Source organism: Ensifer sp. B1-9, assembly GCF_050474445.1.
Lineage (GTDB): Bacteria > Pseudomonadota > Alphaproteobacteria > Rhizobiales > Rhizobiaceae > Ensifer.
In genome coordinates this window covers 135,118-154,363 of record NZ_JBCHVG010000002.1, presented here as the reverse complement: position 1 = coordinate 154,363, position 19,246 = coordinate 135,118, and the positions used below count along the sequence as shown (strand labels likewise).

20 protein-coding genes are annotated in these 19,246 nt (G+C 62.8%); 13 read left to right on the top strand and 7 right to left on the bottom strand.

Features of this window, described 5'->3' with window-relative positions; translation table 11 throughout:
• Positions 1-14: 14 nt before the first annotated feature.
• Positions 15-329 (bottom strand): hypothetical protein, encoded by a 315-nt coding sequence (locus tag ACQ5BM_RS03965; protein ID WP_429808071.1) that lies wholly within the window; start codon positions 327-329, stop codon positions 15-17.
• A 63-nt stretch (positions 330-392) separates the two neighbouring features.
• Here ACQ5BM_RS03965 and ACQ5BM_RS03960 point away from each other — a divergent pair, with 63 nt between their 5' ends.
• The 3 genes from ACQ5BM_RS03960 (at position 393) to ACQ5BM_RS03950 (ending at position 3,119) form a co-directional block, all read left to right on the top strand.
• Positions 393-1,985 (top strand): EAL domain-containing protein, encoded by a 1,593-nt coding sequence (locus tag ACQ5BM_RS03960; RefSeq protein WP_429808069.1) that lies wholly within the window; start codon positions 393-395, stop codon positions 1,983-1,985.
• Between the two features lie 91 nt (positions 1,986-2,076).
• The gene (gene msrB / locus ACQ5BM_RS03955; RefSeq protein ID WP_247957925.1) at positions 2,077-2,484 is read left to right on the top strand and encodes a peptide-methionine (R)-S-oxide reductase MsrB; all 408 of its coding nucleotides are present in this window, start codon (positions 2,077-2,079) and stop codon (positions 2,482-2,484) included.
• Between the two features lie 110 nt (positions 2,485-2,594).
• The gene (locus tag ACQ5BM_RS03950) at positions 2,595-3,119 is read left to right on the top strand and encodes a hypothetical protein (RefSeq protein ID WP_429808067.1); all 525 of its coding nucleotides are present in this window, start codon (positions 2,595-2,597) and stop codon (positions 3,117-3,119) included.
• Between the two features lie 7 nt (positions 3,120-3,126).
• On the opposite strand, the gene trhA is transcribed toward ACQ5BM_RS03950, so the two are convergent.
• A complete protein-coding gene (gene trhA / locus ACQ5BM_RS03945; RefSeq protein WP_429808065.1) occupies positions 3,127-3,783 on the bottom strand; it encodes a PAQR family membrane homeostasis protein TrhA in 657 nt (218 codons plus the stop codon).
• 349 nt (positions 3,784-4,132) lie between these two features.
• On the opposite strand from trhA, the gene ACQ5BM_RS03940 reads away from it, so the two are divergent.
• Positions 4,133-4,483, top strand: coding sequence for a GNAT family N-acetyltransferase (locus ACQ5BM_RS03940; RefSeq protein WP_429808063.1), 351 nt, complete (start codon positions 4,133-4,135; stop codon positions 4,481-4,483).
• Positions 4,484-4,524: 41 nt separating this feature from the next.
• Here ACQ5BM_RS03940 and ACQ5BM_RS03935 read toward each other — a convergent pair whose 3' ends face one another.
• Both ACQ5BM_RS03935 and ACQ5BM_RS03930 read right to left on the bottom strand, forming a co-directional pair.
• Positions 4,525-4,869 carry a TraR/DksA family transcriptional regulator gene (locus ACQ5BM_RS03935; RefSeq protein WP_429808060.1) on the bottom strand — a complete coding sequence of 115 codons (345 nt, stop codon included), beginning with the start codon at positions 4,867-4,869 and terminating at the stop codon, positions 4,525-4,527.
• Positions 4,870-4,931: 62 nt separating this feature from the next.
• On the bottom strand, positions 4,932-5,354 hold the full coding sequence (locus ACQ5BM_RS03930; RefSeq protein WP_429808057.1) for a universal stress protein: 423 nt from the start codon (positions 5,352-5,354) through the stop codon (positions 4,932-4,934).
• Between the two features lie 338 nt (positions 5,355-5,692).
• Here ACQ5BM_RS03930 and ACQ5BM_RS03925 point away from each other — a divergent pair, with 338 nt between their 5' ends.
• Positions 5,693-6,523 carry a VOC family protein gene (locus ACQ5BM_RS03925; protein ID WP_429808921.1) on the top strand — a complete coding sequence of 277 codons (831 nt, stop codon included), beginning with the start codon at positions 5,693-5,695 and terminating at the stop codon, positions 6,521-6,523.
• Between the two features lie 334 nt (positions 6,524-6,857).
• Here the strand turns inward: ACQ5BM_RS03925 and ACQ5BM_RS03920 are convergent, their stop codons facing one another.
• A complete protein-coding gene (locus ACQ5BM_RS03920; RefSeq protein WP_429808055.1) occupies positions 6,858-7,130 on the bottom strand; it encodes a DUF2798 domain-containing protein in 273 nt (90 codons plus the stop codon).
• Positions 7,131-7,266: 136 nt separating this feature from the next.
• Between ACQ5BM_RS03920 and ACQ5BM_RS03915 the strand changes: the two genes are divergently transcribed.
• Positions 7,267-8,199: a LysR family transcriptional regulator gene (locus ACQ5BM_RS03915; RefSeq protein ID WP_429808053.1), complete on the top strand. Its 933-nt coding sequence runs from the start codon at positions 7,267-7,269 to the stop codon at positions 8,197-8,199.
• Positions 8,200-8,202: 3 nt separating this feature from the next.
• Here the strand turns inward: ACQ5BM_RS03915 and ACQ5BM_RS03910 are convergent, their stop codons facing one another.
• Entirely contained in the window at positions 8,203-8,613 is a 411-nt protein-coding gene (locus ACQ5BM_RS03910) for a winged helix-turn-helix transcriptional regulator (protein ID WP_429808051.1), read from the bottom strand.
• A 136-nt stretch (positions 8,614-8,749) separates the two neighbouring features.
• Here ACQ5BM_RS03910 and gstA point away from each other — a divergent pair, with 136 nt between their 5' ends.
• The 4 genes from gstA (at position 8,750) to ACQ5BM_RS03890 (ending at position 12,801) form a co-directional block, all read left to right on the top strand.
• The gene (gene gstA, locus ACQ5BM_RS03905) at positions 8,750-9,364 is read left to right on the top strand and encodes a glutathione transferase GstA (RefSeq protein WP_429808049.1); all 615 of its coding nucleotides are present in this window, start codon (positions 8,750-8,752) and stop codon (positions 9,362-9,364) included.
• On the top strand, positions 9,361-9,756 hold the full coding sequence (locus ACQ5BM_RS03900) for a nuclear transport factor 2 family protein (RefSeq protein ID WP_429808046.1): 396 nt from the start codon (positions 9,361-9,363) through the stop codon (positions 9,754-9,756). The genes gstA and ACQ5BM_RS03900 overlap by 4 nt, the downstream gene beginning before the upstream one ends.
• A 290-nt stretch (positions 9,757-10,046) precedes the next feature.
• Complete coding sequence (locus tag ACQ5BM_RS03895; protein WP_429808043.1) at positions 10,047-12,155, top strand: S9 family peptidase; 2,109 nt, start codon at positions 10,047-10,049, stop codon at positions 12,153-12,155.
• A gap of 127 nt (positions 12,156-12,282) precedes the next feature.
• Complete coding sequence (locus tag ACQ5BM_RS03890; RefSeq protein ID WP_429808040.1) at positions 12,283-12,801, top strand: DUF1697 domain-containing protein; 519 nt, start codon at positions 12,283-12,285, stop codon at positions 12,799-12,801.
• Positions 12,802-12,875: 74 nt separating this feature from the next.
• On the opposite strand, the gene ACQ5BM_RS03885 is transcribed toward ACQ5BM_RS03890, so the two are convergent.
• The gene (locus ACQ5BM_RS03885; RefSeq protein ID WP_429808038.1) at positions 12,876-13,493 is read right to left on the bottom strand and encodes a TetR/AcrR family transcriptional regulator; all 618 of its coding nucleotides are present in this window, start codon (positions 13,491-13,493) and stop codon (positions 12,876-12,878) included.
• A 238-nt stretch (positions 13,494-13,731) separates the two neighbouring features.
• On the opposite strand from ACQ5BM_RS03885, the gene ACQ5BM_RS03880 reads away from it, so the two are divergent.
• The 3 genes from ACQ5BM_RS03880 to ACQ5BM_RS03870 all read left to right on the top strand — a co-directional run bounded on the left by ACQ5BM_RS03880 (position 13,732) and on the right by ACQ5BM_RS03870 (position 19,168).
• A complete protein-coding gene (locus ACQ5BM_RS03880; RefSeq protein WP_429808035.1) occupies positions 13,732-14,688 on the top strand; it encodes a homocysteine S-methyltransferase family protein in 957 nt (318 codons plus the stop codon).
• Between the two features lie 231 nt (positions 14,689-14,919).
• Positions 14,920-16,425, top strand: a complete 1,506-nt coding sequence (locus ACQ5BM_RS03875) for a protein adenylyltransferase SelO (RefSeq protein WP_429808032.1) — start codon at positions 14,920-14,922, stop codon at positions 16,423-16,425.
• 409 nt (positions 16,426-16,834) lie between these two features.
• A complete protein-coding gene (locus tag ACQ5BM_RS03870; RefSeq protein WP_429808029.1) occupies positions 16,835-19,168 on the top strand; it encodes a glucose/quinate/shikimate family membrane-bound PQQ-dependent dehydrogenase in 2,334 nt (777 codons plus the stop codon).
• The last annotated feature ends 78 nt before the right edge of the window (positions 19,169-19,246 follow it).

Genomic DNA, 19,246 nt, shown 5'->3' with positions numbered 1-19,246 from the left:
TGGCGCCTCAAGCCTTATCCAGATAAAATCGACGTTATGTGCCCTAAAGTCGCTTCGGAGATCGGAGACAGCAGTCCAAGCCCTATCAGATTCGTTCGTTTCATGCGGCGGCCACCGACTACAATTAAAATGCTGTTAGCATAATATTCAGTTGTCGTCGCAGCAGGATCGAACGTCCTGGAATCGGGACAATAAGACGTGGTAGTTGTACGTAAAGGCTTCTTCAATTCAAAATAATACGAAGCCTCGATCGCCGGACCGGCGGAAACCAACGGCTGCTCGCAACGTCTGCCTTCGACGACATCCGCGAACTGCCAGGCTCCGCTCATCGAGCGTCTTTCTGCCGCAAGCAGCATGAACTGAAGAACACAACGATCACGGGCGAGGCCTGCTTGGAACGATCTCGCATAGTCGTCATCGCCAGTATCCTGGCTGCACTCGGCGCGATCCTGCCGATGCTGGCGGCCTATTATCTTTCCTGGTCGATCGCGGTGCGCAGCGAGCAGACGCGGCTTTCGCGCCTTGCCGACTACGCCGTCATGCGCGCCGATGCGGCGCTCGAGGAAGCCTTCCGGGCGCTGAAGGTCGCCGACCGGTTCGACATGCCGCCGTGCATGTCGACGCACATCGCAGCGCTGCGCTCGCTCGTCGTCAACACGACCTCCATCGAAGATATCGGCTACTTCGAGAACGGGCTGCTGAGGTGCACGTCGTGGGGCTACCCTCCGCGCCGTCTCACCCGCTCCCCGCCCGCCGATTTTTTCGCCAGCAATGGCGTCGAAGTCATCCCGCGGATGTATCCGACAATCAGTACCGGCGCCCCCATGACGGCCTTCCGATATCGCTCCTATACCGCGCTGACCAATCCGGCTCGATTCGTCGACGTGATTGCGGAGCCCGGCACCCGGCTTGCGGTGGCCACGAAAAACGGTGTCCTGATCGGCACTCTGAATAATCCGGATGCGTCGCTTACGGCGCGGCTCGCCGAACTTCCCGGAACCGGCAGCGACGGCGACGACCTGTTCGCAACCTCCCGGGGTGCAAACTGGATTGCCGTTGCGAGTGCCCCCGGTATCGCCATTCTCAACGACATGGACCGGGAGCGGCTGCTGCTCCTGCCGGTCGGCGCCCTGGTCGCAGCACTGATGGTCGGTCTCGTCGTCTGGCTGTCGCGGCGCCGCCTTTCGCCGCTCGGAGAACTCTCGATCGCCGTGCAGCGGCGCGAGTTCATCGTCCACTATCAGCCGCTGATCGAACTGAAGACCGGCATCTGCGTCGGCGCGGAAGCGCTCGTGCGCTGGCGGCGGCCCGATGGGCAAATGGTCCGCCCCGATCTCTTCATACCGTTGGCGGAGGAGAATGGCCTGATCGAAGAAATCACCGACCAGGTCATCCATGCCATGATCGCCGAGCTGAGAACGATACTCCTTGCGGATCGCTCGCTGCATATTGCCGTCAACCTCGCCGCCGATGACATTAAATCAGGGCGCATCCTGCCGGTGATACAGGCAGCACTGGAAAACACCGGCATATTGACCCAGCAGATCTGGCTGGAAGCGACCGAGCGCGGCTTCATGGACGTGAAATCGGCTCGCGCGACGATCGAGGAAGCCCGCCGGCGCGGCCACTCGGTGGCGATCGACGACTTCGGCACCGGCTACTCGAGCCTGCAATATCTGCAGGAGCTTCCGCTCGATGCACTGAAGATCGACAAGTCCTTCATCGACACGATCGGAACCGATTCCGCCACCAGTTCGATCACGCCGCATATCATCGACATCGCCAAGTCGCTCGACCTCTACATCGTCGCCGAGGGCATCGAGCGGCAGGAGCAGGCCGATTATCTCATCGAGCGCGGCGTGCAATACGGCCAGGGCTGGCTGTTCTCCAAGGCGTTGCCGGCAGCGGAATTCATCGCCTTCTACAACAACAGCAAACGTCGGCGCGGGGCCGGCCCGACGGTGATCCGCCGCGAGATCGCCTGACCTACGCCGCGTCGGCCGCAAGGCGAGACACGTCGATTGCGCGCTTCCGGCAGCATTCCTATATAGTCGCCGCAACGACAGGAGATCTTCCATGACGACTGTAAAGACGCCCAAGGTGGTGAAGACCGATGCGGAATGGCGGGCCATGCTCTCGCCCGAACAATACCGCATCACCCGGCAGCAGGGTACCGAGCGTCCGTTCACCGGCCCTTTCCTCAACAACAAGCGGACCGGCACCTATGAATGCGTCTGTTGCGGCCGGGCTCTCTTCCGCTCGGACACCAAGTTCGATTCCGGCTGCGGCTGGCCGAGCTATTTCGCTGCGATCGACGACCAGGCGATCCGGGAAATCGAGGACCGTTCGCACTTCATGGTGCGCACGGAGATCCGCTGCGCCGATTGTGACGCCCATCTTGGTCACGTGTTCCCGGATGGCCCGCCGCCGACGGGACTTCGCTATTGCCTCAACGGCCATGCGATGACGTTTACCGAGGATTGACACCGACGCGCGGAAGGAGTGGCATGGGGTCTGGTGTTCCATTAGGAACAGGCCTTGCGCCGGGGCCGCGCTATCTAGACTATCTGTCGAGCAAGCGAGAGGAGGTCCGCATGCTGCGCATACTGACAGCACTCACTCTCCTGCTCTCGTCGGCCGTGGGAGCGACGGCCGCCGACGACTGGGTACCCTATGCCAATGCGCGTTTCGGCTACGTGCTCGACATACCGCCTGGCTTCGAGTTGCAGAGCCAGGGCGACAATGGCGACGGCGCCAGCTTCCATGCCAACGACAATGGCGCGACCCTTTCGGTCTTTGGCAGCACATTGCTTGATGGCGACTTCGAAACCGACGTCAACGACCGCATCGGCTACGAGCGCGAGAGCGACTGGCGGATCGCCTATTCGCGCGTGACGACCGCCTGGGCAAGCTTTTCGGGTGTCCGTGGCGAAGAGGTGTTTTATACGCGTGCCATCGCGCTCTGCGACGGCAGCGCTGCCTATTTCCGCCTGCAGTACCGCAAGAGCCGGCTCACCAGCTTCGACGGCGTGATCTCACGCATGGCGGAAGCGCTGAGGCCATCGGAAGGCTGTCAGCATCCGCCTGTCGCTGCCGCTGCGGGCGAAGCGCCAAACTGACCACGGTTCAGGACGCGGCGCTATAGCAGGTCAGCACGGCCGAATAATGCACGGCTGCACCGGTCACGACGAAGCCGTGCCAGATCGCGTTCTGGAAGCGCAGCTTTTCCCAGACATGGAAAATGACGCCGGCGGAATAGATGATTCCGCCGATCAGGATCAGCACCAGCGTCGTTGCCGTCAGCGCCGACAGGAGCGGCCCGGCGGCGAGCACGCCGCTCCAGCCCATCGCGAGATAAAGCAGGATCGCCAGCCGGTCGAACCGGCCGGGGAACAGACACTTGATCGCAACGCCGAGGGCGGCGATCGCCCAAATACCGATCAGCATCACGAACAGGAACGGGTCGTCCAGCCCGCGCTGCAGGAATGGCGTATAGGTCGCCGCGATCAAGATGAAGATCGAGGAATGGTCGAAGCGGCGCAGGAACCATTTGGTGCGCGAGATCGGGTAGAGATTGTAGAGAAACGAGATCGACAGCGTCGCAAGCAGCCCCGCCCCGTAGACGGCGGCGGCGGCAAGCTGGCCGCTGGTGCTCCAGAGCGTCGCATAGAAGATCAGCGCGGTGACACCGACCAGCGCGGCGGCAAGGCCGATGCCGTGCACGATGCCGTCGGCAATCAGTTCCGAGCGATCATAGTTCCATTTGACGCCAGCAAATTCCACGCAATCCCTCTCCCCGGGGTCTCTGTCCTTCTTTCCGTCACGCGCCCGTTCTGTCGCGCCGCCATCGTCATCCTGCCACAGCCCCGAGCTGCCGCAAAGATAGGGTAGCGTGCCGAAAGCATCAACTTTTGCAACGCATTACAACAATCGCATGACATGTCTGCGAAGTGCATGGGACCTTGTTTGCGGGCCCGGTCACGACCACATGGGGCGCACAGGATGACGTGCCGATCAGGAGGAGAACCATGTCAGTCTTACGCACCCCGGAGCCGCAACTGGCGGCCGCGCTCAGCGACCTCTGCCTGCGGTCGAAGGCGGTGTGGGGATACGACGCCGCCTTTCTGGAGGCGTGCCGTCCGGCGTTGACGCTGACGGCCGAGACTGGAAGGATTCCGATCTGCAGATCGCCGTCGATGGTGAACGGATCCTCGGTCTGGCGCAGGTTCGCTCCCATGGCCAGATCGCCGAACTCGACAAGCTCTTCATCGAGCCCGACGCCCGCGCCGCCGGCATTGGCCGGAGCCTCTTCGACTGGTGTGTCGAGGCGGCGATCAGCCGTGGCGCCAAGGCGATGACGATCGACGCCGACCCGGGTGCTGCCGACTTCTATCGCCGCATGGGCGCAGTCGATGACGGCGTCATCGCGTCGACCGTCATCCCGGGACGCTTTCTGCCGAGACTGAAGCTGGAACTAAGATGACAATCGAAAGATCGCCGCTGGCGCGGCGATCACTCGATGGATCATCTTGCGCCACGGGTAACTTCCGCCGCACATTCCTGACAGAGCGGCGCATGGGGAACGGCCTGCAGGCGCGCCGACGATATGGGCAGCCCGCAGCGGACGCAGGTGCCGAAGGTGCCGGCGGCGATCCGGTCGAGTGCCGCGTCGATGGCGCGGATCTCTTCCTGACCGGCAAGACCGAGGCCTTCCAGAACCTCGTCGCCTTCCCGCTCGGTCACGCGGTCCGGCACATCGGCGTTCATCGGCTCATCGAGATCGTGCTCGATCTTGACCAGTCGCCCTTGCAGCTCCTCCTTGCGGTGAGCGAGGCGGCTGCGAAAATCGTCAAGCGCAAACTTGTCCATCTGAAGACTCCTCGGCGATGGCGGCGCAAGATCGCGCCGCAGCCGCTCTTATTGTTGGCAGATTACCGGTCGACGAGTACGGCGCAGGGGCAATGGCTGACCACGCGGCTCGCGGTCGAGCCGATGAAGTAATCAATCAGCCCCGGCCGGTGGGAGGCGATGATCACCAGATCGGCATTCTCTTCGCTTGCGAAGGCGTTGATCGTACCGGCAGCGCCGCCGGTGCGAATTTCGACACGCCCGTTGATCCCGTGCTTGGTCTTCATGGCCTCGAGCGTCTTCTTTGCCTGCTTACGGGATTCCTCGACCATCTCCAGCGGGAAATCGACGATCATGTAACCCTGCGCATAGGCATTCAGATCCTCGACTACATTGAGCAGGACAATCTCGCCCCCGTCGTCGATCAGCTTCTCGGCGATGCCCAGCACAGATTCACCGTGCTCGAGCTGGTCCATGGCAATCGGGACGATGATCTTCTTGTACATGCTGTACTCCTTCTGTTGCCCTCACGGATCGCCGCGCCAGATGTGGCGGGCGAATCCCTCGTCTGGAGATTGCGCCTCGACCGCTTTCCCGGCTTTGATTGAAATCAAATCGAAAGCGCCGCGCTCGCGTGACCCTACACAAGTGGAGGTAGGGCGACGGCAACCACTGTCAACGCTCATCGAACACAACATCAAGCGACTGACGGGCTTCCGTGAACGGACGCTCCGGCCCATATTCCCAACAACAGTTTCAACGAAACTGGGCCGGCAGACCGGCTGCAGTTTCGACGCCCAAGGAGGCAGACTTGACGGATATCCCGAAGGACCACGCCATTGCCATGCCGGCGCATGTCGACCACGCACACCTGGTCGTCCAGGATCTGCCCGTCGTTTCGGCCTGGTACCAGAAGATCATCGGCTTGAAGCCGATCGAAACCAGCAAAAGCGGCGAGACACTCGGCGTCGCCGGCCGCCCGCTCCTCAGCCTGACGACCGAAGGCAACGCCGCCAGGGCACCCCGCAATGCGCCGGGCCTCTTCCACAACGCCTTTCTGGTGCCGAGCCGGGAAGAACTCGCTCGCTGGCTGGCCCACGCCGCGCACAACAACATCCGGCTGCAAGGCGCCTCCGATCATCTGGTCAGCGAAGCCATCTATCTCGCCGATCCCGAAGGCAATGGCATCGAGGTCTATCGTGACCGGCCCCGCTCCGAATGGAGCTTCAAGCCCGACGGCACCGTCGGCATGGACACGCTGCCGCTCAATCTCCAGGCGCTCTATGACGAAGCGCCCAAGGATGACTGGGACGGGATGGCCGATGGAACCGCGATCGGCCATATCCATCTGCAGGTCTCCGATATTCCTCAGGCCGATGCCTTCTTCCGCGACGTATTGGGTCTCGGGCTGATGGCCCGCTATCCGGGCGCCAGTTTCTTCGGCTCGGGCAAATATCACCACCACGTCGCCGCCAATATCTGGAATTCGCGTGGCGCGCCGAAGCGCGAAGACCACATGACCGGGCTTTCGGACTACACGATCCAGTACAAGGACCCGGCGGAACTCGCGGCGGCGCTGGCCAAGCTCGATGCGCTGGAAATTCCGGTCAGCCGCGCCGGCGATGGCTACAGCCTCATCGACCCCTGGGGCATCGGCCTCAAGCTGGTCGCCTGACCCCTCTCTCCCGGGCCGCAGACGAATGGAGTTTGCGGTAACTCGTCGGCCGCAGCCGCCTCGTGCACTGCGGCCGTATTTTTTGCCGGGCCTGCAGCACCGCCTCGATGTCGTCGCCGACCCAGCGTGTCGGGGCCGCGACCTCCGACGTCAGCCATGTGTATTGTTCACGATCCCCCGCTCCGACGAAAACAAAGCAACGTCGCGCTTCATACGGGAGCAACTGAGCGGGATATCTTGTTTGCCAGCCACGCTCGCGATTTATCGCTCTTCCGCTTCATCCGATCGCGATACACAGAACTGCCCGTCCCGGCTTTCCGGGACGGTGCTTCGCTCAGCCGGGCAGACGGCAGACGACGCCGACCAGCCTGGCAACCAACGGTCGCACGAGCAGCACGCAGATGAAGGCGACGGGCATCGCCAGCCCGTAGGAACTGAGCACGCGGGCCGGATAGCCGGCATCAATCCCTGTATTTGCGCCAACGATGACGCAGCACATCAGAAACGCCATGATCGCCGACATGAAGAAGGCAAAGGCGACGGGCACCGCTCGGGGCGGCAGCTTGCGGCGACGCGCGATCCGCGGAGCCGATAGGGTATCTTCCATCAGAAGCTCTCCCGAAATGACCGAGAGGACCATCCCCTCGCTTCGGAGCGCACTATACGGATAGCGGCCCAGCGAAGTAGGCCATTGCAGGCTCCTTCAGAAATAGGCAAAACTATCGAATAGGTGCAAGCATTCGATGGGTAGACTTATGGACACGCTGCGCGGAGTGGAGAGTTTCGTCAGAAGCGTCGAGGAAGGCAGCATTGCCGCGGCCGCGCGAAAGCTCGGGATCACCCCCGCCTCGGCAAGCCAGAACATCGCGCGCCTGGAGCGAACGCTCGGCAGCCGGCTTTTGAGCCGCACCACACGCCAGCTCGGCCTGACCGAGAGCGGCCGGATCTATTACGAGCGGGTGCGCGGCGTCGTTCATGAACTGGAGCTCGCCGCAGCCGCCGTCTCCGCGCTCAACGCCGAGCCGCGTGGCTCCCTCAAGATCGCCTCCTCCGTCGCCTTCGGTCGCCACGTGGTGGCGCCATTGGTGCCGTCCTTCGCCGCAAAGTATCCCGATGTTTCGATCGAACTCGTCGTCACCGACCGCGAGATCGACCATATCGGCGAAGGTATCGACATCAGCGTGCGTTTCGGCCTGCAATTGGAACCGGGCCTGATCGCGCGCAAGCTTGCGTCAGTGCCGATGATGATCTGCGCGGCGCCGTCCTATCTGGAGCGACGTGGCCTTCCGCAACGGCCGGAAGACCTCATCCACCACGATTGCCTCGTCTATCGCTATGCCGGGCATGGGCGTATCTTTCGCTGGGCATTCACCCGCGACGGCCTGCGCTTCGAGCCGGAACTGAAGGCGACGATCGTCAGCAACGACATCGATACGCTGGCGGAAATGGCGATCGCCGGCGCCGGCATTACCCGCCTCGGCGCCTTCATCGCCGCGCCGCTGATCGAGCGTGGCCTGGTCGTGCCGCTGTTCGGCGGCCTGCCACGCGAGGGGGTGGCCAACACCGACCACGAGCCCTTCGACTTCTACGCCTGCTTTGCCGACCGCCAGGCGGAAACCCCGAAGGTCCGGGCGTTCATCGAGCACGCCGCGCAATCGCTGAAAGGGCGTTGGTAGGTTTCACGCGCCGGCGGCAGCAGCGGGCGCGGCAGTCGGCGCCGCGGCTTCGGCAGGCAACTGCTCGGCCGCACGCCGCTGCTTCAGCCGGTAACCGACCTCGACGATGGCATGGATTGCCGGAATGAACTCCTGGCCGAGATCGCTGAGGCTATATTCCACGGAGGGCGGCGAGGTCGGGACAATCCGCCGGTCGATCGCCCCCTTCTCCTCGAGTTCCTTCAAGCGTGTGCTCAACACTTTTGCCGAAATGCCGGGAACGTCGATCCTGAGCTCGCTGAAGCGGCGCGGGCCTGCACTCAAGGACCAGAGGATGTTCGGCGTCCAGGCACCACCGAGCAGCACCATGCACTCGCCCACCGGGCAATTGGGCGGCAAGGCCGGGGCCCGATTTTTCCGAATTTTCAAGCTCATCGACAAAATTTACCAGTTACCGACGGGAAACCGGAAAAGGAGGTAACATAAGGTTATCTGATATACAAAGGTTATCGCTTCCGCTTAGGTTCCGCCGTCCCGACAAGGGGCAGTCATTTCAGGAAGGAACTTGCTCATGAAGCTCTATTACGCCCCCGGCGCCTGCTCGCTTTCCCCCCATATTAGCCTGCGCGAAGCCGGCGCCGACTTCGAGATCGTCAAGGTCGATACGAAGACGCATCTCACCGAAGCCGGAGCCGATTTCAAGGCAATCAACCCCAAGGGCTATGTACCGGCCCTGGTGCTGGAGAGCGGCGATGTCGTCACCGAGGGTGCAGCCGTGGTGCAATACATCGCCGATCGCTTTCCGGAGGCAAAGCTCGCGCCGGCTAACGGCACGCTGGAACGCACCCGCCTGCAGGAACAGTTGAACTTCATCTCGTCCGAACTGCACAAGGCCTTCGCGCCGCTGTTCAACGGTGCGGCAAGCCCTGAGGCAAAGGAGGCAGCAAAGGCGCAAGTGGCCAAACGCTTCGGCAATGTCGAAAGCCTGCTCGCCGACGGGCGCCACTATCTGCTCGGCGCGGACTTTTCGGTCGCCGATGCCTATCTCTTCACCGTCGTCAACTGGAGCGGCGCGACCGGCATCTCACTCTCTCCCTGGCCGCATCTTGAAGCCTATGTGCAACGGATCGCCGAACGGCCGGCAGTGCGCGCGGCCATGCAGAGCGAGGGGCTGATCGCGGCATGAGCGGCCTGTCGACCGATCGAGAATTCGCCGCCGTCGTCGAGATGCTGCAACATTATTTCGACGGGCTCTACCGGAGCGATACCCGTATTCTCCGACAGGTGTTCCATCCGAAGGCGCTCTACGCCACGGCAACGGACGGCACCCTGCTCGAGCTTGACATGGACAGGTACTTTCCGATCGTCGACGGACGCCCTTCACCGGCCAGCCGTGGCGAGGAACGCGCCGACCGTATCCTCTCGATCGAATTCGCAGGGCCGGTGACGGCGCTCGCGAAAGTGCAATGCGCCATCGGCGAAAGGGCTTTTACCGACCTGCTGTCTCTCGTCTACGTAGACGGGCGCTGGCAGATCATCGCCAAGGTCTTCCACTACGACATCAAGCCCGCGCAATAAGGAGAAGGGCGCCCTGGTCAGGGCGTGCCCGACCTGCTTGCTGCTCAACAGGATCCCGCCCCCTTTGTCGTCAACGACGAAGGGGGCTCGAAGACGGGGTATCGGCGGGCAGCAGTTCAGGAGTATCGGCGGCAGGTGAAGACGAAAACGTAAGCCTTCCCCCCGATCGCAAGGGGGAACGCAGCCCGAGACAACGGCGAACACGCGGCCGCTTCTGCCTTTGCGCTTGATCGCTATCGCCAGGCTCTCTATCTCAATGTCTCCCGCCGCATCGATCCCGGAGACGCATCTTGTCCGTATTCAGCAACCTCCCCAAAGCTCCCGTCGCCGTGAAGAAGCCGGTGAGCGATACGCGCCACGGCATTACCCGCACGGACAATTACGCCTGGCTGCGCGCGGACAATTGGCAGGCGATGTTCCGGGATCCCTCGATCCTCGACCCGGAAATCCGCAAGCATCTCGAAGCCGAAAATGCCTACATGAACGCGGCCATGGACGACACGAAGCCGCTGCAAAAGACGCTGTTTGCCGAGATGCGCGGTCGGATCAAGGAAGACGACAGTTCGATACCGGTCAAGGACGGTCCGTATGCCTATGGCCACGCCTATGTCACCGGCGGCGAGCAGCCACGCTACTTCCGCATTCCCCGCGACGGCGACCACAAGGATGAGGCGATCCGCCAGCTCCTGCTCGACGGCGACAAGGAGGCGGAAGGCAAGGCCTATTTCCGCCTCGCCGGCCTCGACCATTCGACCGATCATGGCCTCGGCATCTGGGGCTACGACGACAAGGGCTCGGAATACTTCACGCTCAGGGTCCGCGATCTCGCCACCGGCCAGGATCTGGCCGACGTGATCGAGAATACCGGCGGCGGCGGCGCGTGGGCGCCCGATGGCAAGAGCTTCTTCTATACCGTGCTCGACGACAACCATCGCCCGTCGAAGATCTTCCACCACGTGCTCGGCACCAGCCAAGCGGACGACCGGCTGGTCTACGAAGAGGATGATCCCGGCTTCTTCATGTCGGTCGGTGGTTCGCTGCTCGACGATTTCATCTATATCGACATCCACGATCACGAGACCAGCGAATACCGGCTGCTCTCGACCAGTGACCTGACGGCAGAACCGAAGCTTGTTGCCGGACGCGTCACAGGACTCGAATATTCGATGACCGAAGGCGGTGACGTCTTCTACATCCTGACCAATGCCGACGGTGCCAAGGACTTCAAGATCGTCGAGGCGCCGGTCAACGCGCCGGGCAAGGAAAACTGGCGCGAGGTCGTGCCGCACAAGCCGGGGACGCTCATCCTCAGTCACATGGCCTATGCCCGCCATCTCGTCTGGCTGCAGCGGCGCGAAGGCCTGCCGGAGATCGTCATCCGCGACCGGCAGACCGGCGAAGAGCATGCAATCGCCTTTGCCGAAGAGGCCTACTCGCTCGGCCTTTCCGGGGCCGCCGAATACGACACCAATGTCATCCGCTTCTCCTATTCGTCGATGACGACGCCGTCGCAGCTCTTCGACTACGACATGGCGACGCGCGAGCGCACGCTGCTCAAGACCCAGGAAGTGCCTTCCGGCCACAACCGGGACGACTATGTCACCCGGCGCGTCTTCGCTCCCTCCTGGGACGGCACCGAAGTGCCGGTGACGCTGCTCTACCGCAAGGACACGCCGCTCGACGGCTCGGCTCCGTGCCTGCTCTATGGTTACGGCGCCTACGGCATCACCATTCCGGCCGGCTTCAACACCAATTGCCTGTCGCTTGCCGACCGCGGCTTCGTCTATGCCATCGCCCATATCCGCGGCGGCAAGGATCGCGGCTTTGCCTGGTACGAAGACGGCAAGATGGCCAAGAAGACCAACACCTTCAAGGATTTCATCGCCGCCGCTGACTATCTGAATCAACAGAAGTTCACGTCCTATGCGAAGATCGTCGCCGAGGGCGGCTCGGCCGGCGGCATGCTGATGGGCGCGATCGCCAACATGGCGCCGGAGAAGTTCGCCGGCATCATCGCCGCCGTGCCCTTCGTCGACGTGCTCAACACCATGCTCGACGACACCCTGCCGCTCACCCCACCGGAGTGGCCGGAATGGGGCAATCCGATCGAAAGCCGTGAATTCTACGACATCATCGCCGGCTATTCGCCCTATGACAACGTCGACGCCAAGTCCTACCCGGCGATCCTCGCTCTCGGCGGCCTGACCGATCCGCGCGTCACCTATTGGGAGCCGGCGAAGTGGGTGGCGCGGCTGCGCGAAAAGACCACCGGCATCGAGCCCATTCTGCTGAAGACCAATATGGATGCAGGCCATGGCGGTGCCTCGGGACGCTTCCAGCGGCTCGAAGAGATCGCCTTCGAGTATGCCTTCGCCATCAAGGTCGCCGGCAAGATGTAAGCAGAGCGGGATGAGGAAAAGTGTTCACGGCTTTCCGCCCGCACCCCGCTCTAACCCATGACGATCGATCACGTTTATGATTTTGGCGCGATCCGGCCCAACATCGTCGTGATCCAGGAGGTCCCGCATGCCCGTTCATGTCGCCCTGCTCCGTGCCGTCAATGTCGGCGGCACAACATCGCTTGCGATGGCCGACCTCAAGGCGATCTGCGAGGGGCTCGGCTTTGCCGACGTCAAGACCTACATCCAGAGCGGCAACGTGCTGTTCCGCTCGGATCTGCCGGCAGCGAAAGCAGCAGCGATGCTGGACGACGCCCTTGAGGAAAAACTCGGGAAGGCGCCGGGCGTGATGATCCGGACCGGCGCACAATTGCAGGCGATCGCCGATCGCGCACCGTTCCCGGACGCTCAACCCAACCTGCTGCACGTCGTCTTCCTTTCTGAGCCCGCACCGGCGGACGCACTCGACAAGCTGGTCGCCCCGGATGGCGAGGAAGCGCGGTTGGCTGGAAGCGAAATCTACATCCATTTTCCGAACGGTTCCGGCCGTTCGAAACTCAAGCTGCCGGCGGCGAAATCCGGCACCGCCCGCAACCTCAACACGGTGCGCAAGCTCGCTGCTCTGGCGCTCGAAATGGAAGATTAATCCGTTTTCTCTAGCCGGACTGAGGCGCGTTTTCTGTTGTCGCAAGACCGCTTCGCCCTTTCGCGCGGCATCCCTCAGGCGGTCACCGGCTGGAATAGCAGCCGGACAAAGGATCTGAGCACGAGCAACTGCTGCGGCAGGCTCTCCGGCTGCTTCAACGCCTTGGACAAAATGATGCCGCCTTCGAGCACCGTCGAAACCATGTCGGCGAGTTGATCGACATCCAGCGGTTCGCGCGGCCGATAAACGCGCATGATCTCCTCGAACATCGCGCCGAAGCGCCGGCGCCACATCAGCGCCGCCTGCCGGTTGATCTCCTGGATCTCGCGATCGAAGGCGCGTTCCTGGGTACACATCACCGCGACCAGACAACCGGGGTGGCCGTTCGGCAGGTCGGACAGCGTTTCGGATAGCAGTTTCAAGCCGAGCAGGAGAGCCTGGAGCGGATCGTCGGCCAATTGATGGGCCCGACCAAAGATCTCGTCGTAGATGCGCTCGTCGTTCTCGATGTAGCGTTCAAGCAGCGCCCGTGCGAGCTCGTTCTTGTCGCGGAAATGGTAGAAGAAACCGCTCTTGGTAATGCCGATCTCGGCGATCAGTTCGTCGATCGAGGTCGCGCCGAAACCCTTCGCCAACACCGCCGCCTCCGCGATGTCGAGGATTCTCGCTCGCGTTTCCTCACCCTTTCGCATTAGCCGGTGCCCTACCATTGGTGCGGTTTCCGACAACGAAGGGGCCACCAGCCGGCGACGCCGTGACGGAACCAACGCAGTAAGTTACTGATTTCGCTACAATATGCGGATATATTAGCAATAGTATACCTTAAGTCGTCTAGTTTAGAAGACGATAAAAAGGCAGTAATTTACTTGGTTCTGCGGGAAGGGAGGCGTCCCCGAGCCCATCAGCAAGACTGAACCGGTGGAGACCGACATGGCCAAATACCGACGGAGCCTGCCACTCTTGAAGGGTGGGCTGTTCCTGAGCGACGGCGGCATGGAGACGACGCTGATTTTCCACGAAGGCGTCCCGCTTCCGCATTTCGCAGCCTTCGTGTTGCTTTCAACCGCCGATGGGCGGCGGCGGCTGCTGAACTACTACACACGCTATCTCGCGATCGCCCAGCAACATGGCACCGGCTTCGTGCTGGATACGCCCACCTGGCGCGCAAGCTCGGACTGGGGCGTCAAGCTCGGCTATAATGACGAGGCGCTGGCGGTCACAAACCAGAACGCCATCTACATCCTCTCGGAACTGCGCTCCGAATACGAGCGCCCACAGGCACCGATCGTGCTCAGCGGAGCGATCGGTCCGCGTGGCGACGGCTACCGCCTGGGCCGTATGAGTCCAGACGAGGCCGAAGACTATCATTCGCCGCAAATCTCGGCCTTTGCGGCCAGCGAGGCGGATATGGTCAGCGCCTATACGCTGACCAGCATCGACGAAGCGATCGGCATCGCCCGGGCCGCTCAGAGCCACGGCATGCCCTCAGCCATCTCCTTCACGGTGGAGACAAATGGTCGTCTGCCGGACGGCCGCACGCTTCAGGCTGCGGTCGAGACCGTCGACGCTGCGACCGGCGGCTATCCGCATTACTACATGATCAACTGCGCCCATCCGAGCCATTTCGAAACGGTTCTCGACGCCCAAGCCACCTGGACGCAACGCATCGCCGGGATCCGGGCCAATGCCTCGATGATGAGCCACACCGAGCTCGACGACAGCGAAACGCTCGATGCCGGTGATCCCGCCGACCTCGGGCGGCGGTATAGAACACTGACGGCGCATTTGCCACGATTGCGCATCCTCGGTGGCTGCTGCGGCACCGATCATCGCCATATCGCGGCAATCTGCGAGGCCTGCCTTCCACCGACGGCGCTTAGCGCCTGAGGCACGGGGCCTCGCCCTCCCGGCCCTCTCGCGACTGATCGCGGGAGGGCGCCGCCGCTCACACGAAAGCCACGGTGCCGGAGCGATTTCCGCCCGCATCCCGCTCCAGCTTCCAAGAATCGATCACGATGATTTTTGCTCGAGTCGGCGCAAAATCATCGTGATCTCGTGTAGACTTGGGCGGAAAGGACGGCCCCGGGCAATCCCGGCAGACGCCGTTGACCGCTGATCATGAACTATGCTCCCCCCTCACCGACCGGAAATGCCGAAGCCTTTGCCTTCGACAATAGCTATGCAAGGCTGCCGCAACAGTTCTTTGCGCGCGTCGAGCCGACGCCCGTCGCGGAGCCCTGGCTGATCAAGCTCAACAAGCCGCTCGCCGAGGAGCTCGGGCTCGACGTCGCCATGCTCGAGCGCGAAGGTGCCCAGATCTTCTCCGGAAACCGTGTGCCCGTTGGCGCCAAGCCGCTCGCCATGGCCTATGCCGGGCATCAGTTCGGCACCTTCGTGCCGCAGCTTGGCGACGGCCGGGCGATCCTGCTCGGCGAGGTGATCGACCGCAACGGAACGCGGCGCGACATCCAGTTGAAGGGACCGGGCCAAACGCCCTTTTCGCGGCGTGGCGACGGGCGCGCGGCGCTCGGGCCGGTGCTGCGCGAATACATCGTCAGCGAGGCGATGTTTGCCTTGGGTATCCCAACGACACGGGCGCTCGCGGCCGTGGTCACAGGCCAGCCGGTCTATCGCGAGCAGATCCTGCCCGGCGCCATCGTCACGCGCGTCGCAGCGAGCCACCTGCGCGTCGGCACTTTCCAGTTTTTCGCCGCGCGCGGCGACATGGCTTCCGTGAAAATCCTCGCCGACTACGCGATCGACCGGCACTATCCCGAGATCAAGGACCATGAGCGGCCCTATCTCGCCTTCTTCAAGGCGGTGGCAGCGCACCAGGCGGAACTGATTGCCCGCTGGCTGCATGTCGGCTTCATCCATGGCGTGATGAACACCGACAACATGACGATATCCGGCGAGACGATCGATTTCGGCCCCTGTGCCTTCATGGATGCCTACGACCCCAAGAAGGTATTCTCCTCGATCGACCAGATCGGCCGTTATGCCTATGCGAGCCAGCCCGGCATCGGCCAATGGAACCTTGCGCGCCTCGCCGAGACGCTGGTGCCACTCTTCGACGATAATGCGGACACGGCGGTGGAACTGGCCAATGATGCGCTCGGCGAATACGGCGCAATCTTCCAGCGCCATTGGTTGGATGGCATGCGGGCCAAGATCGGGCTGGTCACGAGCGAAGAAGGCGACCTTGATCTCGTGCAGGCACTGCTGACGGCCATGCACAAGGGCGAGGCCGATTTCACCCTGACCTTCCGGCGGCTTTCCGACAGTGCCCGCGATCCGGCAGGCGATGCAACGCTCAGCGCTACTTTCGCCTCGGCCGAGACGATCCAGCCATGGCTTCAGAACTGGCGCCAGCGGCTTTCCCGCGAAATGGCGACGCCCGAAGCGCGCTCGAGCGCGATGAAGGCCGCAAATCCCGCCTACATCCCCCGCAATCACCGCATCGAACAGGCGATTGCAGCGGCAACCGATGACGGCGATTTCTCGCTGTTCGAGGCGCTCGTCGAGGTCACCGCAAAGCCCTACGAGGACCAGCCGCGCTTTGCTGCCTACCAGGAGCCGCCGAAGCCCGAAGAAGAAGTCCTACGGACCTTCTGCGGCACGTGACAGTCGTCTGAAGCTGCGCCAGCTCGAAGCGATCCGGCCAGTTGCTTCTGGTCCTGATTCACCGAAACGTTCTATCTTCTTGTTTTTTCACGGCGCGATGACACGGCTCGCCAGCGGGTGAGGCCATGCCGGCATCGGCCTCGTGTTCAATTATCGCTTAAGCTTGAGCGCAACCCCATTGCACACCGCTAAATTTCCGCGTTGCGGAATTGTGACTATTGAAAGGCATGTGCGGCGCGTTAGGTGCTAGCGGTAAGGGTGCCAGGCGCGCCTTTCCACACCCGGCTGCCGCGACTTCGCTTGCGACCGCCAACTCCGAAACAGACCTGTCTCACGCGGCCCCGAACGGGACCGGCGTTATGGAAAAAACCGTGCCGCGGCACCTTTCTTCAATGCGGGAGTTTCCATCATGCTCATCCTGACGGCCATCGTCTTCGCTCTCATTGGCCTCGTGCTCGGCGGTGGCGGAGCCAAGCTGCTGATGCTCGGCGGCAGCCCCTACTATCTCGTCGTCGGGATCGGCTTCGTGCTGACGGCCGTGCTCATGTTCATGCGCAAATCGGCGGCGATCTGGCTCTACGCGTTCATCGTCCTCGGATCGCTCGGCTGGGCGGTCTCCGAGGTCGGCTTCGACTGGTGGCAGCTCGGCCCGCGCGGCGGTGTCATCGTGCTTCTGGGGCTCTGGCTGCTGCTGCCGGCCGTTCGCCGGCCGCTTGGTTTCGAGAGCCCAACGGGCGAGCGCTACGCGGTGAGCGGCTGGCCGCTGGCGATCGCCGTGCTCATCGCGATCGGCGTGGCCGGGTATGCGCTGACGCAGGACCCGCACGACATTCGCGGAGATCTGCCAAGCGATATCGTTGCCGCCAGTCCGCCGCTCGGAGGCTCGGTGCCTCCGGGCGAATGGCACCAGTACGGGCGTACGCCGTTCGGTCAAAGGTACTCGCCCCTCAATCAGATAACGCCGGACAACGTCGGCGCCCTCAGGGTTGCCTGGCAGTACCAGACCGGCGACGTCAAACGGCCCGACGACGTCGGGGAGACGACCTATCAGGTCACGCCGCTCAAGGTGAAAGACACGCTCTATGCCTGTACGCCGCACAATTGGGCGATCGCGCTCGATGCAGCGACCGGTGAGGAGAAATGGAAATATGATTCCAACTCGGGTATGAACCCCGACCGCCAGCATCAGACCTGCCGCGGCGTCACCTATTGGGCCGACCCGGCCGCAGCACCCGGCAGCCCCTGCGCCGAGCGGGTCTACCTGCCGACCTCCGATGCGCGCCTGATCGCGCTCGACGCGGCAACCGGCTCCGTCTGCGCCAGCTTTGCCGACAACGGCGTGCTGCGTCTCGAAACGGGCATGAAGTACAATCCGGCCGGCTACTACTATTCGACATCACCACCGGTGGCGGTTGCCGGCAAGCTCATCATCGGCGGCGCCGTCAACGACAACTATTCGACCCAGGAACAATCCGGCGTGATCCGTGCCTTCGACATCAACACGGGCGCGCTGATCTGGAACTGGGACAGCGGCAATCCGGATGTGACGACGCCGCTTCCCGAGGGCCAGACCTACACGACCAACTCTCCGAATAGCTGGTCGGTGTTCAGCTATGACGAAGCGCTTGGCCTGGTCTATATCCCCATGGGCAACCAGGTGCCGGACCAGCTCGGCATGGGGCGCAGCGAACACGTCGAGAAATATTCGTCCTCGATCGTCGCGCTCGACATCAACTCCGGCGCGATGCGCTGGGTCCGCCAGACCGTGCATCACGACCTCTGGGACATGGACGTGCCGGCGCAGCCGGCTCTGCTCGACATCACCAAGGACGACGGCACCGTGGTGCCGGCGCTGGTCGGGCCGACGAAACAGGGCGATATCTACGTGCTCGACCGCAGAAGCGGCGAGCCGATCATCCCCGTCGAAGAGGTTCAGGCGCCGGGCGGAGCGATCCCCGAGGATTTCAGCGCAGCGACGCAGCCGGTCTCGGGCCTCACCTTCATGCCTGCGCCGCTGCAGGAGAAGGACATGTGGGGCATCACGCTGTTCGACCAGCTTGCCTGCCGCATCGCCTTCCGGTCGCTGAAATACGAGGGGCGCTACACGCCGCCGTCGATCGAAGGGACGCTCGTCTACCCCGGCAATTTCGGCACCTTCAATTGGGGCTCCGTCGCCGTCGATCCGGAGCGGCAGGTGATGTTCGGTATGCCGACCTATCTCGCCTTCACCTCGCGTCTCGTGCCTCGTGATCAGATTCCGCCAAGGGGGCAGGACGAGAAAGGGTCGGAACAAGGCCTCAATCGCAACGAAGGCGCACCCTATGGCGTCTTCATGGGTCCCTTCCTCGGCCCGCTCGGCATTCCCTGCCAGGCGCCGCCATGGGGCTATGTCGCCGGAGCGGACCTCAGGACCGGCAAGATCGCCTACAAGCACAAGAACGGCACCGTCGAAGACATGACGCCGCTGCCGTTGCCGTTCAAGGTGGGCGTGCCGGGCATCGGCGGACCGATGATCACCAAGGGAGGCGTCGCCTTCCTGGGTGCTGCGGTTGACGATTATCTGCGCGCCTATGACCTGACGACCGGCCGTCAGCTCTGGGAGGCACGCCTGCCCGCCGGCGGGCAATCGACACCGATGAGCTATGCGGTCGGCGACAAGCAATATGTGCTGATCGTCGCCGGAGGCCACGGTTCGGTCGGCACCAGGCCGGGCGACTACATCATCGCCTACGCCCTGCCCTGACGCGCGAGAAGCGTCCCTAATTCTCGCTAGAAGGTTGCAGAAGCAAGCTCCACGCAAGCCCGCAAAAGCAGCTTCCCC

What these genes read in the sequence shown, in the direction of transcription:
- ACQ5BM_RS03875 (WP_429808032.1), top strand. Translation starts at nt 14,920, where the DNA reads ATGAACTATGCTCCCCCCTCACCGACCGGAAATGCCGAAGCCTTTGCC.
- gstA (WP_429808049.1), top strand. Translation starts at nt 8,750, where the DNA reads ATGAAGCTCTATTACGCCCCCGGCGCCTGCTCGCTTTCCCCCCATATT.
- ACQ5BM_RS03900 (WP_429808046.1), top strand. Translation starts at nt 9,361, where the DNA reads ATGAGCGGCCTGTCGACCGATCGAGAATTCGCCGCCGTCGTCGAGATG.
- ACQ5BM_RS03910 (WP_429808051.1), bottom strand. Translation starts at nt 8,613, where the DNA reads ATGAGCTTGAAAATTCGGAAAAATCGGGCCCCGGCCTTGCCGCCCAAT.
- ACQ5BM_RS03870 (WP_429808029.1), top strand. Translation starts at nt 16,835, where the DNA reads ATGCTCATCCTGACGGCCATCGTCTTCGCTCTCATTGGCCTCGTGCTC.
- ACQ5BM_RS03880 (WP_429808035.1), top strand. Translation starts at nt 13,732, where the DNA reads ATGGCCAAATACCGACGGAGCCTGCCACTCTTGAAGGGTGGGCTGTTC.
- ACQ5BM_RS03930 (WP_429808057.1), bottom strand. Translation starts at nt 5,354, where the DNA reads ATGTACAAGAAGATCATCGTCCCGATTGCCATGGACCAGCTCGAGCAC.
- ACQ5BM_RS03965 (WP_429808071.1), bottom strand. Translation starts at nt 329, where the DNA reads ATGAGCGGAGCCTGGCAGTTCGCGGATGTCGTCGAAGGCAGACGTTGC.
- msrB (WP_247957925.1), top strand. Translation starts at nt 2,077, where the DNA reads ATGACGACTGTAAAGACGCCCAAGGTGGTGAAGACCGATGCGGAATGG.
- ACQ5BM_RS03925 (WP_429808921.1), top strand. Translation starts at nt 5,693, where the DNA reads ATGCCGGCGCATGTCGACCACGCACACCTGGTCGTCCAGGATCTGCCC.
- ACQ5BM_RS03890 (WP_429808040.1), top strand. Translation starts at nt 12,283, where the DNA reads ATGCCCGTTCATGTCGCCCTGCTCCGTGCCGTCAATGTCGGCGGCACA.
- ACQ5BM_RS03935 (WP_429808060.1), bottom strand. Translation starts at nt 4,869, where the DNA reads ATGGACAAGTTTGCGCTTGACGATTTTCGCAGCCGCCTCGCTCACCGC.
- ACQ5BM_RS03920 (WP_429808055.1), bottom strand. Translation starts at nt 7,130, where the DNA reads ATGGAAGATACCCTATCGGCTCCGCGGATCGCGCGTCGCCGCAAGCTG.
- ACQ5BM_RS03885 (WP_429808038.1), bottom strand. Translation starts at nt 13,493, where the DNA reads ATGCGAAAGGGTGAGGAAACGCGAGCGAGAATCCTCGACATCGCGGAG.
- ACQ5BM_RS03915 (WP_429808053.1), top strand. Translation starts at nt 7,267, where the DNA reads ATGGGTAGACTTATGGACACGCTGCGCGGAGTGGAGAGTTTCGTCAGA.
- ACQ5BM_RS03950 (WP_429808067.1), top strand. Translation starts at nt 2,595, where the DNA reads ATGCTGCGCATACTGACAGCACTCACTCTCCTGCTCTCGTCGGCCGTG.